Raw genomic sequence first — 17,255 nt, 5'->3', positions numbered from 1 at the left:
ATCGAAGAAGGCTCACCGGTAGAGGGGGAGTACTACCCCCTCGACCTTTAGGGATGGATACCCTTCATCCCTTCTTTTATACCCGGCGCCCCGGCCCAGCCGCGGCGCCACGCTCACCGGTCGAGAGGGATACCAACTTTCCCTCTCTACACTCTGAGGGACACGGCGACCTGCGGTGTCCCTTCTTTTTTTCACCGCTCAAGACGGCCCGCAGATCTTCCCCGTTGCCGAGGTGTTGTGTGGCTGCGCTCACCTGTGGATAACGTCCGCGTCATACGTCCTACGAAGGCATATCCCCTCTCAACACCCCGTCAACCCTTGCTCCCGCCGCTCCTCCGGGAAGAAATAGGGCCTCAATACCCGTACCCCGACGCTGTTGCCGGCAAACGCCGCCACCAACCACAACCAGCCATGCAGGCTGCCGGACGCGATCCCGCTGAAATACGCGCCGATGTTGCAGCCATAGGCCAGGCGCGCGCCGTAGCCGAGCAGCAGCCCGCCGATCACCGCCGCCGCCAGCGAACGGCGCGGGATGTCCAGGTTCGGCGCGAAGCGTCCGGCCAGGCCGGCGGCGAGCAGCGCGCCGAGGACGATGCCGATGTCCATCACGCTGGTGATGTCTTCCCACAGCGGCGCGGCCAGCGCCTTGGCGTTCGCCGGCGTCTGCCAGAAGGCCCAGGCGCCGACGTCCAGGCCCACGCCCTGGGCGATCTTCGCGCCCCACAGGGCGAAGGCCGACGTGATGCCCCAGGGGCGTCCGGCGAGGTACAGGGTGAGGAAGTTGAGCAGCGCCAGCGCCAACGCGCCCCAGACCAGCGGCCAGGGGCCGCGGAGGAAGCGCCGCCAACCCCGCCATTCGGCGCTCGGCGGGGTTTCCAGGGTGCCGTGGCGGGCCTTCTCCATGCGTACCGTGACCCCGGCGATGCCGATGAACACCGCCAGGCTCAACACCAGCGCCGGTGCCAGGCCCAGTTCGGCGACCAGCGAGATCGGCGGCAGCGACGGCAGGGCGAACCACCAGCCGACATGCTGGGTGGCGATCAGCGAGCCGAGGATGAAGAACAGCAGGGTCACCAGCATCCGCGCGTTGCCGCCGCCGACGGTGAACAGGGTGCCGGAGGCGCAGCCGCCGCCCAGTTGCATGCCGATGCCGAAAATGAAGGCGCCGACGATCACCGAAGTACCGACCGGCGAGACGAAACCGCTCACCGGCTGGCCGAACAGGCTGCCCGCCGCCAGCGCCGGGAAGAACAGCAGCACCGCCAGCGCCAGCATCACCATCTGCGCGCGCAGCCCGGCGCCGCGCCGTTCGCGGATGAATACCCGCCAGGCGGAGGTGAAGCCGAAGGCGGCGTGGTAGAGGGTCAGGCCCAGGGCGCCGCCGACGATGAAGAGGATGGCCTGGCGCGCGCTGACCGCGTTGAACAGGAACAGCCCGCCGAGCACCAGCAGGGCGAAGGCGATCAGGGGGGCGGCGAGCTTGCGCTCGGGCGCGGCGGAAAGGGCGACACTCATGGCTACTCCTGGGCGCGAGGGTGATCCGGGGGCATTCTAGTCAGTCGCGACGACGGGTCCAACCAGGGCCTCCCGCCGCCAGGCCTTGCGCAACGCCCGCAGCGCCTCGTCGATACGCGCCTCGGGTACTGCCGCGAAGCCCAGCACCAGGCCCGCGCGGTCGTCTGGCGCAACGCTGGAGTCGTCCATCCAGTAGTCGCTCAAGGCGCTGACTTCCACCCCGGCGGCTGCCGCCGCGGCGATTAGGGCCCGCTCCCGCGCCAGGCTGTCGACCCGCACGCACAGGTGCAGCCCCGCCTCCACCGCCGGCAACGGCTGGCAACCCGGCGCCTCTGGCCAGCCCCGCAGCAAGGCGTCGCGGCGGGCGCGGGCGGCGCGGCGCATGCGGCGGACGTGGCGCTGGAAATGCCCCTCGGCGATGAAGTCGGCCATGACCCGCTGGGTGCCCACCTCCGAATGGCGTACCTCGATGGCCCGCCGCTGGCGGAAGCGCTCGACCAGCGCCGGCGGGACCACCAGGTAGCCCAGGCGCAACGCCGGGAAGGCGATCTTGCAGAAGGTCCCGACGTAGAGCACCCGGCCCTGTCGGTCCAGCGCGGCCAGCGGCGCCAGCGGCGTACCGCTGTAGCGATACTCGCCGTCGTAGTCGTCCTCGACGATCCAACCGTCGGCGCGCTCGGCCCACTCCAGCAGCTCCAGGCGCCGCGCCAGCGACAGGGTGACGCCGGTGGGGTACTGGTGCGACGGCGTGACATAGGCCAGGCGGCAGCCGGCAATGCCCGCGAGCCGGTCGCTGCGCAGCCCCTCGGCGTCGAGGTCGATCCCGTGCGGTACCGCGCCGGTCGCGGCGAAGGCCAGGCGCGCCGCGCGGTAGCCAGGGTTTTCCACAGCCACCGGATCGCCGTTCTCGAGCAACACCTGGGCGCACAGGCGGATGGCCTGCTGCGCGCCATGGGTGACGATCACCTGTTCCGCCTCGCAGCGCAGGCCGCGCGCGCTGCGCAGGTAGGCGGCGATCAGCTCGCGCAGACGCGCCTCGCCGGCCGGGTCGCCGTAGCCCAGGCAGTCCGCCGGCGGGTTGCGCCAGAAGCGCGCCTGTAGCCGCGCCCAGGTGTCGAAGGGGAACAGGTCGAAGGCCGGCACGCCGACGCGGAACGCTCGCGGCGCGCCTTCCGGTGGCGGCGCCAGGGCCGCCGGGCCGCGCGGCGCGGGAGCGCTCGGGGCGACGGCGGGGGCCCTGCCTGGGATTTCCTGCAACTCGGCAACGTAGGTGCCGTCGCCTGTGCGCCCGTCGATATAGCCCTCGGCGTGCAACTGTTCATAGGCCCGCACCACGGTGTTGCGCGAGACCTTCAGGGCCTGGGCCAGCTCGCGGCTGGCGGGCATCCGCGTGCGGCTGCCGAGGCGGCCGTCGAGGATCCGTTCGCGCAGCGCGGCGTAGAGCTGGCGGGCCAGGCCCTGGGCGGGGTCGAGGTGGATGCCGGCGGCGTCGAAGGGCAGTACGGTGGCCATGGCGGTCTCGGAGGGAAGAAAGCGCCAGTGTGGATTGGACCTGTGGAATTGACCAGCAATGGATCTTCTAGCGGACCATTTCCCGGCCTAGTCTGGAGGCACCTTTACCCGGACATGGAACCGAGCCATGAGCACGTCCCTGCAGATTCGTCCCGTCGGCGCCGGCGACCACGCCGCCTGGCTGCCGCTGTGGGAGGGCTACCAGCGCTTCTACAAGACCGAGATCGCCGCCGCTACCAGCGACGCCACCTGGCAGCGCTTCCTCGACGCCGACGAACCGATGAACGCCGCCCTCGCCTGGCTCGACGAGCGCGCCGTGGGCCTGGTGCACTGGATCTACCACCGCTCCTGCTGGACCGTCGGCGACTACTGCTACCTGCAGGACCTGTTCGTCGCCGAGGGCCTGCGCGGCGAAGGCATAGGGCGCCGGCTGATCGAGCATGTCTACGCCGAGGCCGGCGCCGCTGGCTGTTCGCGGGTGCACTGGCTGACCCACGAGAGCAACAGCGACGCGATGAAGCTGTACGAGCGCATCGCCGACAAGTCCGGTTTCCTTCAGTACCGCAGGATTCTCTGAGGCCCACCATGCGCGAACCCTTGAACTGGCGCCCCGTCGCCACTCCACCCCACGCCCCGCTCGACGGCCGCTTCGTCAAGCTCGAACCGCTCGATCCGCAACGCCACGGCGACGACCTGTGGGACGCCCTGCAAGGGCCTGGCGCCGACCCGTTGCTGTGGGAATACCTGGCCTACGGCCCGTTCGCCGAGCGCCCGGCGTTCGACGCCTGGCTGGCCGGCCAGGCGGCCAGCCGCGACCCGCTGTTCTTCGCCGTGCGCGAGCGGCGCACGCAGCACGCCGTCGGCCTGCTCAGCTACCTGCGGATCACGCCGAAGGATGGCGTCATCGAAATCGGCCATATCGCCTTCGGCGCGCCTATGCAGCGCACACCGGGGTCTACCGAGGCGGTCTACCTGCTCGCCGAACTCGCCCTCGGCCGCCTCGGCTACCGCCGCCTGGAGTGGAAGTGCAATGCCGGCAACGCCCGTTCGATGCGCGCCGCCGAGCGCCTGGGCTTCACCTACGAAGGCACCTTCCGCCAGCACATGGTGGTCAAGCAGCGCAACCGCGACACCGCCTGGTTCTCCCTGCTCGACAGCGAATGGCCGGCGCGACAGGCGGCGTTCGAGCGCTGGCTCGATCCTTCCAACTTCGACGCCGAAGGCCGCCAGCGGCAGACGCTGGAGGCGCTGCGCGACTAGCCCCTGGCAGGGACTGCCGGTCGCTCAACGGTACTCCGGCAGCCAGTGCAGGCTGGCCAGGATGTGCGCGACCGCGTTGGCCACGCCGAACAGCAGCACCAGCACGATCGCCGGCGTGCCGCCCCAGGCGCGGAACAGCGGGCTGCCGAAGCGCTTGCGCGAGGCCCGCGCCATCAGCGCCGGAACGATCACCGCCCAGAACGCCGCGGCCAGCCCGGCGAAACCGATGGCGTAGATGAAGCCGTTGGGGAACAGCAGCCCGCCGATGGTCGGTGGGACGAAGGTCAGCAACGCGGTCTTGAAGCGCCCGAAGTGGCTGTCGTCGAACCTGCACAGGTCGGCCAGGTAGTCGAACAGGCCGAGGGTCACGCCGAGGAAGGAGCTGGCCACCGCCAGGTTGGAGAAGGTGGTGAGCAACGCGTTCAGCGAATCCGACGCGGTGATCCGGTGCAGATATTCCACCAGGGTGCCGACGTTGCTGCCGCCGGCGATGATGCCCTTGAACTGCTCGCGCGGGATGGTGCCCAGGGTGCTGGCCTGCCACAGCAGGTAGATGGCCAGGGCGATCAGGGTGCCGATCCACAGCGAACGGCTGATCCGCTGCGGGTCCTTGCCGTAGTACTTCATCAGGCTCGGCACGTTGCCGTGGTAACCGAAGGAAGTCAGGCAGAACGGCAGGGTCGCCAGCAGGTAGGGCCAGTAGACCGCGTCCGGCTCGCCGCTGTTGAACAGGATCGCCGGCTGGATGCGCCCGAGCAGGCCGCTGATGGAGAGGCCGAAGGTAATGATCATGCCGCCGAGCATCAGCGTGGTGATGCGGTCCACCGCGCGGGTGCTCCACCACACCACCAGCGCCACCGCCAGGGCGAACAGCAGCCCGGCGAGCTTTTCCGGCAGGGTCACGCCGAGGCCGCTGGACAGGGTGTAGCCGATGATCGAGCCGCCGCCGGAGATATAGGCATAGGTGAGGATATAGAGGACGAAGGCGATGCTCAGCCCGTTGACCACATTCCAGCCCTGGCCGAGCAGGTCGCGGGTGATGGTCGAGAAGCTCGAGCCCACCGGGTAGTTGAGGTTGGCCTCGAGGATCATCATCCCCGACAGCAGCATGCAGAACCAGGTGAGCAGGAACACCGCCACCGACCAGCCGAACCAGATGCCGGACATGGCGATGGGCAGGGAGAACATTCCGGCACCGACGGCGGTGCCGGCGATGATCATCGAACCGCCGAGCAGCGAGGGCCGGCGGCTGGGCGTTTGAGCTGGAGAGGACGACACCTGGACTTCCCGATAGTCAGCGCCTGCGGCGCGACGCGCCGTTGGGCAGAGGCGGCATTCTAGGCGGCGCGCGCGCCGGGCGCACCCTGGCAGGGCGAACAGCCGGCCGACGCGGCAACCGATGCCGATAAAAAAAGGGGAGCATCATGCTCCCCCAGGGACTTTAACCGTCTGTCGCGGTCAGCCCGCAATCTCGATCAGGATCTCGCCCGGGTTGACCCGGTCGCCCTTGGCCACGTGGATCGCCTTGACCGTACCGGCGATGCCGGCCTGGACCTCGGTTTCCATCTTCATCGCCTCGGTGATCAACACCGCCTGGCCGGCCTTGACGCTATCGCCTTCCTTCACCAGCACGTCGACGATGTTGCCCGGCATGGTGGTGCTGACGTGGCCCGGCTCGCTGGCATGCTTGCGGCCGCTGGCGGAGCCGGCGACATATTCGTTGAGCGGCTCGAACACCACTTCTTCCGGCATGCCGTCGATGGACAGGTAGAAGTGCCGCTTGTTGTCGCTCTTCACGCCGACCCCGGTGATGTCGACGCGGTAGGTCTCGCCGTGCACGTCGATGACGAACTCGGTCGGGGTGCCTTCCGCGCCAGCGGCGGCGACGCCCTTGCCGGTGGGAATCGGCAGCAGTTCCTCGGGCTTCAGGGTGCCGGCCTCACGCTCTTCGAGGAACTTGCGCCCGATGTCCGGGAACATCGCGTAGGTGAGTACGTCTTCCTCGGACTTGGCCAGGTTGCCGATCTCGCTGCGCAGCTTGTTCAGCTCCGGCTTGATCAGGTCGGCCGGGCGCACGTCGATAACTTCCTCGCTGCCGATGGCCTGGCGCCGCAGTTGCTCGTTGACCTCGCCGGGGGCCTTGCCATAACGGCCCTGCAGGTACAGCTTCACTTCGTTGGTGATGGTCTTGTAGCGCTCGCCGGCGAGCACGTTGAAGAACGCCTGGGTGCCGACGATCTGCGAAGTCGGCGTCACCAGCGGCGGGAAACCGAGGTCGGCGCGGACCCGCGGGATTTCCTCGAGCACCTCGCCCATACGGTTCAGCGCGCCCTGCTCCTTGAGCTGGTTGGCCAGGTTGGAAATCATCCCGCCCGGCACCTGGTTGACCTGCACGCGGGTATCCACGCCGGTGAATTCGCTCTCGAACTGGTGGTACTTCTTGCGCACCGCGTGGAAGTACATGCCGATCTCCTGGATCAGCTCCAGGTCCAGGCCGGTGTCGTAGGGGGTACCGCGCAGCGCCGCGACCATCGACTCGGTGCCCGGGTGGCTGGTGCCCCAGGCCATGCTGGAGATCGCCGTGTCGATACGGTCGGCGCCGTTTTCCACGGCCTTGAGCTGGCACATGCTGGCGACACCGGCGGTGTCATGGGAATGCACCACCACGTCCAGCGGCAGGGCGTCCTTCAGGGCCTTGACCAGGTCGCCGGTGGCATAGGGGGTGAGCAGGCCGGCCATGTCCTTGATGGCGATGGAGTCGACGCCCATGTCGGCCATCGCCTTGCCCTGGGCGACGAAGGCCTCGATGGTGTGCACCGGGCTGGTGGTGTAGCAGATGGTGCCCTGGGCGTGCTTGCCGGCGGCCTTCACCGCCTCGATGGAGACGCGCAGGTTACGCACGTCGTTCATCGCGTCGAAGATGCGGAACACGTCGATGCCGTTGACCGCCGCCTTGGCCACGAAGGCGCGCACCACATCGTCGCTGTAGTGGCGGTAGCCGAGCAGGTTCTGCCCGCGCAGGAGCATCTGCAGGCGGGTGTTGGGCAGCGCCGCCTTGAGCTTGCGCAGGCGTTCCCACGGGTCTTCCTTGAGGAAGCGCACGCAGGCGTCGAAGGTGGCGCCGCCCCAGACTTCCAGCGACCAGTAGCCGACGCGGTCGAGCTTGTCGCAAATCGGCAGCATGTCCTCGGTGCGCATGCGGGTCGCCAGCAGCGACTGGTGGGCATCGCGCAGGATGGTATCGGTGACGCCGGTCTTCTTCGCTTGGATGGTATTGCTCATGTTCTGCTCCTTCCCTTACAGGCCGGCGTGGGCCGCGATGGCGGTGGCGATGGCGATGGCCAGGTGCGACGGGTTGCGCTTGATCGAGTACTGGGTCAGTTCCGGGTGGCTTTCGACGAAGCTGGTGTTGAACTGGCCGCTGCGGAATTCCGGGTTGCGGAGGATTTCCTGGTAGTACGGCGCGGTGGTCTTGACCCCTTGCACGCGCATGTCATCGAGGGCGCGCAGGCCGCGATCGAGGGCCTCTTCCCAGGTCAGCGCCCAGACGATCAGCTTCAGGCACATCGAGTCGTAGTACGGCGGGATGGTGTAGCCGGTGTAGATCGCCGTGTCGGTACGCACGCCGGGGCCGCCGGGGGCGTAGTAGCGGGTGATCTTGCCGAACGAGGGCAGGAAGTTGTTCTTCGGGTCCTCGGCGTTGATGCGGAACTGCAGGGCGTAGCCGCGATGGACGATGTCGTCCTGCTTGACCGACAGCTCCAGCCCGGAAGCGATGCGGATTTGCTCGCGGACCACGTCGATGCCGGTGATCTCCTCGGTGATGGTGTGCTCCACCTGGACCCGGGTGTTCATCTCCATGAAGTACACCTCGCCGTCGGCGAGCAGGAACTCCACGGTGCCGGCGTTCTCGTAGCCCACCGCCTTGGCCGCGCGCACCGCCAGGTCGCCGATATAAGCGCGCTGCTCAGGGGTGAGCTGCGGGCTCGGGGCGATCTCGATGAGCTTCTGGTTGCGGCGCTGGATCGAGCAGTCGCGCTCGAACAGGTGCACGGTGTTGCCGAAGGAATCGGCGAGGATCTGCGCCTCGATGTGCTTGGGATTGACGATGCACTTCTCGAGGAATACCTCGGCGCTGCCGAAGGCCTTGGTCGCCTCGGAGATCACCCGCGGGAACGCCTGTTCCAGCTCCTCGCGGCTGTTGCAGCGACGGATGCCGCGACCGCCGCCGCCGGAGGTGGCCTTGAGCATCACCGGGTAGCCGATCCGCTCGGCTTCGCGCAGGGCCTCGGCGAGATCGGCGACGTTGCCTTCGGTGCCGGGGGTGCAGGGCACGCCGGCGGCGATCATGCTGCGGCGGGCTTCGGTCTTGTCGCCCATGCGGCGGATCACTTGCGCCGACGGGCCGATGAACTTGATACCGCGCTCGGCGCAGATTTCCGCCAGCTCGGCATTTTCCGAGAGGAAGCCATAGCCGGGGTGCAGGGCGTCGCAGCCACTTTCCACCGCCAGGTTCACCAGGGCGCGCGGGTTGAGGTAGCCGGCCAGCGGGTCCGCGCCGATGCTGTGGGCTTCGTCGGCGCGCTTGACGTGCAGCGCGTGGCGATCGGCCTCGGAGTAGACGGCCACCGAGCGGATGCCCATCTCGGCACAGGCGCGCACGATGCGGACGGCAATCTCGCCGCGGTTGGCGATCAGGATCTTCTTGATCACGGAGGTCTCCCTCTTCGGGGTTGGGAACCTGGTACGGTCGATCCGGATATTCCGGTCGCTGCATGACCGGCAGGCAGCTCCCGGTCGCGCTTTTACCCTACCCCCGTGAGGGTGATTAACAAAAATCAATAATTATTGGGATAGCCATTAGAAAAGCTTTATAGTCGCCCGACCGATCTCGGTCAGAGTGTGACTGGAATGCGTAAGTCGTTGATGCGTATGACATTACGGCAGCTTCAGGTTTTTCGTGCCGTATGCGAGAGCCGCTCCTACAGCCGGGCGGCGGAGGAAATGGCCCTGACCCAGCCGGCGGTCAGCCTGCAGATCCGCCAACTGGAAGAGCTGGTCGGCCAGCCGCTGTTCGAGTACGTCGGCAAGAAGCTCTACCTGACCGATGCCGCCGAAGCCCTGCTGAAGACCAGCACCGACCTGTTCCAGCGCCTGGAAAGCCTGGACATGCAGCTCTCGGACCTGAAGGGCTCGCTGCAGGGCCAGTTGCGCCTGGCGGTGGAGTCCAGCGCCAAGTACATCACCCCGCACCTGTTCAAGGCGTTCCAGAACCTGCATCCGGAAGTCAGCCTGAGCCTGACGGTGGTCAACCGCACCCAGGTGATCAAGCGCCTGGCCGACAACCGCGACGACCTGGTGATCATGTCCCTGGTACCGCAGGACATGGCCCTGGAGTTCCTGCCCTTCCTGAACAACCCGATCATCGCCGTGGCGCCGCCGGACCATCCGCTGTGCAACGCCGCGAAGCTGGCCCTGAAGGACCTGGAGCCCTTCCCGCTACTGGTCCGCGAACCGGGCTCCGGCACCCGCAAGGCTTGCGAGGAGTTCTTCCAGCAACGCCGCGCGCACTTCTCGCAGATCCAGGAGATCGCCTCGCTGGAGTCCCTGCGCGAAGGGGTGATCGCCGGCCTCGGCCTGGCCCTGCTGCCGCGCCATGCGGCGCACCAGGAACTGGCCAACGGCCTGCTGCGCGAACTACCGGTGGAGGAATTGCCGCTCTATCGCAGCTGGTGCCTGGTGCACGCCAAGGGCAAGCGCCTGAGCCCGGTGGCCCAGGCGTTCGTCGCCTTCGTCCGCGAGGAGCGGGCGCTGATCAGCCAGCTCGCTGGGCGCTTCGCCGGCCCTGGCGGTTCGAGCTGAGGTAGGCGGCGGCTACCAGCTCGGGGTAGTCGGCCAGTTCCTGGCGCAGGCGCAGTTCTTCGCAGTGGTCCTCGATCGCCCGGCGGAATTGCATGCGCCGCTGGTCTTCGAGTTTGCGGCGGGTTTTCGAATCCACGTGCTGGGCATTGGCATCGCTATGACGGGGCATCTCGCGTCTCCCATGGCCGACTGGCTGGAGTCGCGAGCATCGCGCAGCAATGTGACGGTTTGGCGGCAAGCCGGTGAAGACTGCGTTATGCCTTCCCGGCGGCGCCTCAGGACGGCTCGCCGCGCTCTTCCTGGTTCTTCATCACCTTCGGCGACAGGCGCAGGCTGCGCAGGCTGCGCTTGACGCTCTTGAGGTGGTTGACCAGGTCCGGGCCGCGGGCCATGGCCACGCCCATCGCCAGCACGTCGATCACCACCAGGTGGGCGATGCGCGAGGTCAGCGGGGTGTAGATGTCGGTGTCCTCGTGCACGTCGATCGCCAGGTTGACCGTGGCCAGGTCGGCCAGCGGGGTCTGGCTCGGGCACAGGGTGATCAGCGTGGCGCCGGCCTCGCGCACCAGGTTGGCGGTGATCAGCAGGTCCTTCGAGCGACCCGACTGGGAAATGCAGATGGCCACGTCGCTGGGCTTGAGGGTCACCGCCGACATCGCCTGCATGTGCGGGTCGGAGTAGGCCGCCGCCGACAGCAGCAGGCGGAAGAACTTGTGCTGGGCATCCGAGGCCACCGCGCCGGAAGCGCCGAAGCCGTAGAACTCCACGCGCTGGGCGTGGGCGATGGCGGCGATGGCGCGCTCCAGGGCGTGGGTGTCCAGGTGCTCGCGGACTTCCATCAGGCTGTGCAGCGTGGTGTCGAAGATCTTCAGGCTGAAGTCGGCCACCGAGTCGCTCTCATGGATCGAGAACTGGCCGAAGCTGGCGCCGGCCGCCAGGCTCTGCGCCAGCTTCAGCTTGAGGTCCTGGAAGCCGCTGCAGCCGATGGCGCGGCAGAAGCGCACGATGGTCGGCTCGCTGACCCCGACCCCATGGGCCAGTTCGGCCATGGAGCTGTGCATGACCGACGCCGGATCGTTGAGAACGTGATCGGCGACCTTGAGTTCCGACTTGCGGAGCTGTTGGCGGGACTGGGCTATGTGCTGCAGCAGGTTCACAGGCTGGGCTCGATTCTCTGTAGTAACCTTGTAGTTATACTACAAACAGTCAGCCACGCCCAGCCAACGCCGTCGGGAGCTTGCCTTGAGTACACCAGCCACTCCAACGTCCTGCGACATCCTGGTCTTCGGCGGTACCGGCGACCTGGCCCTGCACAAGCTGCTGCCGGCGCTCTATCGCCTGCACCGGGAGGACCGCCTGCCGGCCGATACACGGATCTTCGCCCTCGCCCGCAGCGCGCTGGACAACGCCGCCTTCCTCGCCTTCGCCGAGCGCAACGTCCGCGCGGTGGTGGCGCGCAGCGAGTTCGCCGCCGAACAATGGAAAGGCTTCGCCGCGCGCCTCGACTACCTGGCCATGGACGCCTCGCAGAGCGCCGACTTCGGCCGTCTCGCGCGGCACCTGAAGAGCAGCGAGGGCCGGGTGCTGGTGCACTACCTGGCGACCTCGCCGAGCCTGTTCGCGCCGATCGCGCAGAACCTCTCCATCGCCGGCCTCGCCGGGCCGCAAGCGCGCATCGTGCTGGAAAAACCGCTGGGCCATTCGCTGGACTCGGCGCGGGCGATCAACCAGTCCATCGGCCGGGTGTTCGACGAGTCGCGGGTGTTCCGCATCGACCACTACCTGGGCAAGGAAACCGTGCAGAACCTGATGGCCCTGCGCTTCGCCAATGCGTTGTTCGAGCCGGTCTGGCGCGCGGCGCACATCGACCATGTGCAGATCAGCGTCAACGAGACCCTTGGCGTGGAGAACCGCGGCGGCTACTACGACCACGCCGGGGCGATGCGCGACATGGTGCAGAACCATCTGCTCCAGTTGCTCTGCCTGGTGGCGATGGAGGCGCCGGTGCGTTTCGACGCCGAGGCTGTGCGCAACGAGAAGCTCAAGGTGCTGCAGGCGCTGAAGCCGATCTCCGGGCTCGACGTGCAGGACAAGACGGTACGCGGCCAGTACGCCGCCGGCAGGATCGGCGGCCAGGAGGTGCCGGCGTACTACTTCGAGAAGAACGTCGACAACGACAGCGATACCGAGACCTTCGTCGCGCTCCAGGCCGAGGTCGAGAACTGGCGCTGGGCCGGGGTGCCGTTCTACCTGCGCACCGGCAAGCGCATGGCGCGCAAGTGCTCGGAAATCGTCATCCAGTTCAAGCCGGTGCCGCACAGCCTGATCGACGGCGGCGGCGGGCCGGCCAACCGCCTGTGGATAAGGTTGCAGCCGGAGGAGCGGATCAGCGTGCAACTGATGGCCAAGACCCCGGGCAAGGGCATGCAACTGGAACCGGTGGAGCTGGACCTCAACCTGGCCGAGGCCCTCAGCCGCAACAAGCGGCGCTGGGACGCCTACGAGCGCCTGCTGCTGGACGTGATCGAGGGCGACTCGACGCTGTTCATGCGCCGCGACGAGGTAGAGGCCGCCTGGGGCTGGGTCGACCCGATCCTCGCCGGCTGGCGCGAGCACTACCAGAGCCCGCGGCCCTACCCGGCCGGCAGCAACGGCCCGGAACAGGCGCAACTGCTGCTGGAACTGCAGGGTCGACGCTGGCTGGAATGACGCGGACATTGATCCGGCTCAGGATCGCCCGGCGCGCGCTCGGCTAGAGTCGCGCGCCCACGTCGTTGCGAGCCCGAACCATGACCGCCACCACCCTCCGCCCCGAACTGCTGTGCCCCGCCGGCACCCTGAAAAGCATGCGCTATGCCTTCGCCTACGGCGCCGATGCCGTCTACGCCGGGCAGCCGCGCTACAGCCTGCGGGTGCGCAACAACGATTTCGACCACGCCCAACTGGCCGAAGGCATCGCCGAGGCCCACGCACTTGGCAAGCGCTTCTACGTGGTGGTCAACATCGCCCCGCACAACGCCAAGCTGAAAACCTTCCTGCGCGACCTGGAGCCGGTGGTCGCCATGGGTCCGGATGCGCTGATCATGTCCGATCCCGGCCTGATCATGCTGGTTCGCCAACATTTCCCGCAGATGCCCATCCACCTGTCGGTGCAGGCCAACGCGGTGAACTGGGCCGCGGTGCAATTCTGGCGGCAGCAGGGCCTGACCCGGGTGATCCTTTCCCGCGAGCTGTCGCTGGAGGAGATCGAGGAAATCCGCCAGCAGGTGCCGGACATGGAGCTGGAAGTGTTCGTCCACGGCGCCTTGTGCATGGCCTATTCCGGGCGCTGCCTGCTGTCCGGCTACATCAACCGCCGCGACCCCAACCAGGGCACCTGCACCAATGCCTGCCGCTGGGAATACAAGGCGGTGGAGGGCCGCGAGGACGAGCTGGGCAACGTGGTGGCGCGGGAGCCGACCCTGGGACGCGGCGCGCCGACCGAGCAGGTGTTCCTCCTCGAGGAAGGCAACCGTCCCGGCGAACCGATGGCCGCCTTCGAGGACGAACACGGCACCTACATCATGAATTCCAAGGACCTCCGCGCCGTGCAGCACGTCGAGCGGCTGGCGCGGATCGGCGTGCACTCGCTGAAGATCGAGGGCCGCACCAAATCCCACTACTACGTGGCGCGCACCGCCCAGGTCTACCGCCAGGCGATCGACGACGCGGCGGCCGGCAAGCCGTTCGACCGCGGCCTGATGGACACCCTGGAGTCCCTCGCCCACCGCGGCTACACCGAGGGCTTCCTGCGCCGCCACGTGCACGACGAGTACCAGAACTACCAGCACGGCCATTCGTTGTCCGAGCGCCAGCAGTTCGTCGGCGAACTCACCGGCGAACGCCGCGACGGACTGGCCGAGGTGGAGGTGAAGAACCGCTTCCAGCGCGGCGACAGCGTCGAACTGATGACTCCGCGAGGCAACCTGAGCCTGCGCGTGGAGGACCTGCGCAACGCCGCCGGCGAGGCCATCGAGGTGGCGCCGGGCAATGGCCACGTGGTCTACCTGGCGCTGCCGGAAGGCCTGGACCTGTGCTACGCGCTACTGATGCGCGATCTCCAGCCCGGCCAGGATACCCGCCAGCCGCAGGCCGAACGCAGCGGCGGGTGTGCCGGCAAGGGCGCTTGCGGCTGCGCTCACTGAGGGTTGAGCAGGAACACCACGTAGCCCCTGAACCAGGGGCTCTTTTCCAGGTAGTCGGGGGCTTGCCAGTCGCCGCCCTGGACCAGGCCGATCCGGTACGGCAGCTGCAGGCGGCTGACCCGCGGGAGGTAGGCGGCGTGGTTGGGAATGCTGTGGCGCCCCTGGTAGGTCTGCACCACCACTTCATCGACCACGCCCTTGAGCCGGTTGATCGCCGCCGGCTCGGCGTTGCTGCCCCAGTCGAGCAACCCGGTGATGCTCAAGCGGTATTCGCGGGGCAGGCGCCGGCGCAGGTCGCGGAGGAAATCGACGTACTCGTCGAGGTAGCGGGTACGCGCATCGAAGTCGATCTGGATGCCGACCACCGGGTTGCCGGCACGCTTCCAGCGCTGCACCTGGTTCAGCACGGCCTGGTAGATCTGCGGCGTCCAGCGCAGGGTATGGGCGCGGTACACCACCCAGACCTCACCCCGCGCCAGGCGTGGCACCGAGATGCCCTGGGCGATCAGCCGCACGCCCTCGCCGGGGCGCCGGCGCGACTGGCTGATCTGTCCCTGCAGGATGTACAGCGTCTCGGCCCGCGCCAGCACCGGCTGCGGCGCGACGCCGCTCCACAGCCAGAAGGCGCCGTAGTCCTCGGCGCGCACCGCGGCCTCGACGGACGGCAACAGCGGCAGGCCCAGCAACAGGCCCGCCAGCCAGGCTCGCCAGCGCCTCACCAGTAGTACTTCAGTTCCTTGGCCCAGGAGCTGTCGGCGTAGGTCGACTTGAGCGTACGGAACCATTGCTTGCGCTCGGCCTGCGGGATGTCCTGCTGGCCGCAGGTGTTGTAGCCGGCCGGGGCGAAGCAGTTGATCGCGCGGAACAGCGCGTAGGCCTTGTCTTCGCGCGGAGCCTTGGGGTTGTCCATGACCAGGCGATAGCCATCCAGCCGGGAGTACACCTCGCCCTTGAAGCCGCTCGGGGTGCCGCCCAGCTCGTTGGCCTCGGGCTGGCTGTCCAGCGGCATGCCGTCGAGACCGTTGCGCAGGATGAATTCGCCCAGGCAGTTCAGGCCCTTCGGGTCCTTGTCATCGGCGGCCAGCGCCGCGGCCGACTCGGCGATGGCCGGGCAAACGTAGCCGGACTCGGCCTTGTCGCCCTTCCAGCGGAACAGCTCCAGGCTGTTACCGGCGCCGTAGACATAGCCGAGGCTGGTGCCCAGCTTGGTCTGCGAGGGGGTTTCGCCGAGCAGCGCGAAGTCCTTGCCGAAGTCGGCGAAGCGGCTGCGGCGCAGGTCCTTGTAAAGGAGAGTGAACAGCGCGGTATCGCGCTCTTCCGCCGTCGCGCCCTGCTTGGTCTGGCGGCGCAACAGCGCGGCGTCGGCGACGTTGCGCAGGAGGATGCTGCGCAGCAGCGGCTCCTGGACCGGCGAACCTTCGGCGAAGACCTTTTCCAACTGGCCGCTGCGCTCGTAGTTGAGCGCCAGGGCCAGCTGCAACTGGCCCTTCTGGTACGGCTGCGCGGCCTGCGGCAACAGTTCCAGCCAGAGCGCCTCGGCGGCTTTCCAGTCCTTCTGCTGCTCCAGCGCCAGCCCGCGCAGGGTCTGCTGGCTGAAGCCGACGTAGTCGAGGCTGCCGACCTTTTGCGGCAGCGCTTCGAGGGTCTTCGCCGGATCCTGGTCGACATAGAAGCGATAGGCCGCCTGCAGGTAGGCGAACAGTTCGGGATGCGCGGCGAAGCTGGCCTGTTGGGCCTGCAGCGTTTCCCAGGTGAAGCTGCGCGGGGTCGACGGATCGTGGGCGCGCATCTGCACCAGGTCGGCCACCGCCAGCAGCAGCGGAGTCTGGATGTCGCCGAGCTGGATACCGGTCAGGAGCTTGTTGTCGACCTCTTGGACCAGGTCTTCCAGGGCCATGTTGCGCTGCCCTTGCTCGGCTTCGGCGAATTGCGCGGCATAGTCCTGGGCCAGCAGCTTCTGGTCGCCGGCCAGCCAGTGCACGCGCCGTTGCAAGCCCTTGGCCGAGGCGGCGTAGAGCCCCTTCGGATACGCCTGCAGGTAGGCCTCGAGGGCGCTGCGGGTCTGTTCCAGGCGAGCCTTGTCGACATTCTGCAGCTCGGGGAAGCCCATGTCGTCGAAGGCGTTCTGCTGGGCGGCGTTGAGCAGGGTGCGCGCCTGCAGGTACAGGGCGGTTTCCTTCAGCCAGGGCTGCGACACGTCCTGCAACGCCTTGAAGCCCTGTTCGGCTTCGTCGAAGCGACCGCTGTAGAAGTTGGCCGCAGCCTCCAGGTACGTGGCGAAGGCCTTGCCTGCGGCCGACTCGACGCCTTGCGCGAGCACACCGCCCAGTTCCTCTTGTTCCCAGCCGCAGGCACCGAGCAGGTCCAGGCGGCTGTTGGCCAGGGCCTTGGTCTCCGCCTCGCCCAGCCCGGCGTCACGCACCTGGCGAAGAAACGCCAGCGCGCTGTCCTGGTCGTTGCTGCGGCAGCGGCTGCCCTCGCCCTCGAAGAATTCGGCGCCGGCGATCTTTTCCGGTAGCGCTTCGGCGCCCATCTGCCGGGCCAGTTCGGCGAGCGGCGAGGGCGCTGGCGCAGGCGGCGGTGTCTCGGCCTCGCTCGCCGCCGACGGCGCGGGCGGCTGGCTGCCGTCGCCGGGCAGCAGGCGGAACAGGCCGAACGGCACCAGGCCGTAGCCTTCGAGCTTCTCTTCCTCCGACGGCGGCGCCTCCACCAGCCGCCAGTGGCCGGCGTCGGCCAGCAGCAGGCGCAGGTTGGCGCGGGTGTCGTTGCCCGGGGCGAGGAACGGCAGGGTATCGCAGACACCGCCGCCGACCAGCGACCAATCGGGATAGCAGGAGTCGTCGCTGCTGGCCTGGGCCAGCGGGGAGAGACCGGCGCCCACCAGCAGGAGGGCGGGAAGAAGCGGCTTCGAGCGCATGAATC

General features: G+C 68.0%; 14 protein-coding genes. 5 read left to right on the top strand and 9 right to left on the bottom strand.

Going from position 1 to position 17,255, the window contains the following annotated elements; all coding sequences use genetic code 11:
* Positions 1 to 300: 300 nt before the first annotated feature.
* Both JHD77_RS18785 and pdxR read right to left on the bottom strand, forming a co-directional pair.
* Positions 301 to 1,515, bottom strand: coding sequence for a YeeE/YedE family protein (locus tag JHD77_RS18785; RefSeq protein WP_003106317.1), 1,215 nt, complete (start codon positions 1,513 to 1,515; stop codon positions 301 to 303).
* A gap of 36 nt (positions 1,516 to 1,551) precedes the next feature.
* Complete coding sequence (pdxR, locus tag JHD77_RS18780; protein WP_003136388.1) at positions 1,552 to 3,027, bottom strand: MocR-like pyridoxine biosynthesis transcription factor PdxR; 1,476 nt, start codon at positions 3,025 to 3,027, stop codon at positions 1,552 to 1,554.
* A gap of 127 nt (positions 3,028 to 3,154) precedes the next feature.
* Here pdxR and JHD77_RS18775 point away from each other — a divergent pair, with 127 nt between their 5' ends.
* The gene (locus JHD77_RS18775) at positions 3,155 to 3,604 is read left to right on the top strand and encodes a GNAT family N-acetyltransferase (protein WP_003096834.1); all 450 of its coding nucleotides are present in this window, start codon (positions 3,155 to 3,157) and stop codon (positions 3,602 to 3,604) included.
* 8 nt (positions 3,605 to 3,612) lie between these two features.
* Complete coding sequence (locus tag JHD77_RS18770) at positions 3,613 to 4,287, top strand: GNAT family N-acetyltransferase (protein ID WP_196994398.1); 675 nt, start codon at positions 3,613 to 3,615, stop codon at positions 4,285 to 4,287.
* Between the two features lie 24 nt (positions 4,288 to 4,311).
* Here JHD77_RS18770 and mtr read toward each other — a convergent pair whose 3' ends face one another.
* From mtr to JHD77_RS18755, 3 genes are all read right to left on the bottom strand, one after another.
* Positions 4,312 to 5,565, bottom strand: coding sequence for a tryptophan permease (gene mtr / locus JHD77_RS18765; protein ID WP_003096841.1), 1,254 nt, complete (start codon positions 5,563 to 5,565; stop codon positions 4,312 to 4,314).
* Positions 5,566 to 5,745: 180 nt separating this feature from the next.
* The gene (oadA, locus tag JHD77_RS18760; RefSeq protein ID WP_003105555.1) at positions 5,746 to 7,569 is read right to left on the bottom strand and encodes a sodium-extruding oxaloacetate decarboxylase subunit alpha; all 1,824 of its coding nucleotides are present in this window, start codon (positions 7,567 to 7,569) and stop codon (positions 5,746 to 5,748) included.
* Between the two features lie 15 nt (positions 7,570 to 7,584).
* Positions 7,585 to 9,000 (bottom strand): acetyl-CoA carboxylase biotin carboxylase subunit, encoded by a 1,416-nt coding sequence (locus JHD77_RS18755; RefSeq protein ID WP_003096848.1) that lies wholly within the window; start codon positions 8,998 to 9,000, stop codon positions 7,585 to 7,587.
* Between the two features lie 213 nt (positions 9,001 to 9,213).
* Between JHD77_RS18755 and pycR the strand changes: the two genes are divergently transcribed.
* On the top strand, positions 9,214 to 10,149 hold the full coding sequence (pycR, locus tag JHD77_RS18750; protein ID WP_003121355.1) for a LysR family transcriptional regulator PycR: 936 nt from the start codon (positions 9,214 to 9,216) through the stop codon (positions 10,147 to 10,149).
* Here pycR and JHD77_RS18745 read toward each other — a convergent pair.
* On the bottom strand, positions 10,103 to 10,318 hold the full coding sequence (locus JHD77_RS18745) for a PA3496 family putative envelope integrity protein (protein ID WP_003105559.1): 216 nt from the start codon (positions 10,316 to 10,318) through the stop codon (positions 10,103 to 10,105). The two genes, pycR and JHD77_RS18745, sit on opposite strands and share 47 nt — an antisense overlap.
* Positions 10,319 to 10,424: 106 nt before the next feature.
* Positions 10,425 to 11,306 carry a transcriptional regulator HexR gene (gene hexR / locus JHD77_RS18740; protein WP_003096857.1) on the bottom strand — a complete coding sequence of 294 codons (882 nt, stop codon included), beginning with the start codon at positions 11,304 to 11,306 and terminating at the stop codon, positions 10,425 to 10,427.
* Positions 11,307 to 11,391: 85 nt separating this feature from the next.
* Between hexR and zwf the strand changes: the two genes are divergently transcribed.
* Positions 11,392 to 12,858, top strand: coding sequence for a glucose-6-phosphate dehydrogenase (gene zwf / locus JHD77_RS18735; protein WP_017002408.1), 1,467 nt, complete (start codon positions 11,392 to 11,394; stop codon positions 12,856 to 12,858).
* Between the two features lie 80 nt (positions 12,859 to 12,938).
* On the top strand, positions 12,939 to 14,333 hold the full coding sequence (gene trhP / locus JHD77_RS18730) for a prephenate-dependent tRNA uridine(34) hydroxylase TrhP (protein WP_003105560.1): 1,395 nt from the start codon (positions 12,939 to 12,941) through the stop codon (positions 14,331 to 14,333).
* Here trhP and JHD77_RS18725 read toward each other — a convergent pair.
* Positions 14,327 to 15,052: a DUF3142 domain-containing protein gene (locus tag JHD77_RS18725; protein WP_003096864.1), complete on the bottom strand. Its 726-nt coding sequence runs from the start codon at positions 15,050 to 15,052 to the stop codon at positions 14,327 to 14,329. The genes trhP and JHD77_RS18725 overlap by 7 nt on opposite strands.
* The gene (locus JHD77_RS18720; protein ID WP_017002409.1) at positions 15,049 to 17,250 is read right to left on the bottom strand and encodes a hypothetical protein; all 2,202 of its coding nucleotides are present in this window, start codon (positions 17,248 to 17,250) and stop codon (positions 15,049 to 15,051) included. The genes JHD77_RS18725 and JHD77_RS18720 overlap by 4 nt, the downstream gene beginning before the upstream one ends.
* Positions 17,251 to 17,255 lie beyond the last annotated feature (5 nt).

Origin of the sequence: Pseudomonas sp. P20, assembly GCF_016463925.1 — a bacterium.
In the GTDB taxonomy this organism is placed as follows: domain Bacteria; phylum Pseudomonadota; class Gammaproteobacteria; order Pseudomonadales; family Pseudomonadaceae; genus Pseudomonas; species Pseudomonas aeruginosa.
Note: the sequence above shows the minus strand (reverse complement) of the source record. Positions and strands in the feature narration are given on the sequence as shown.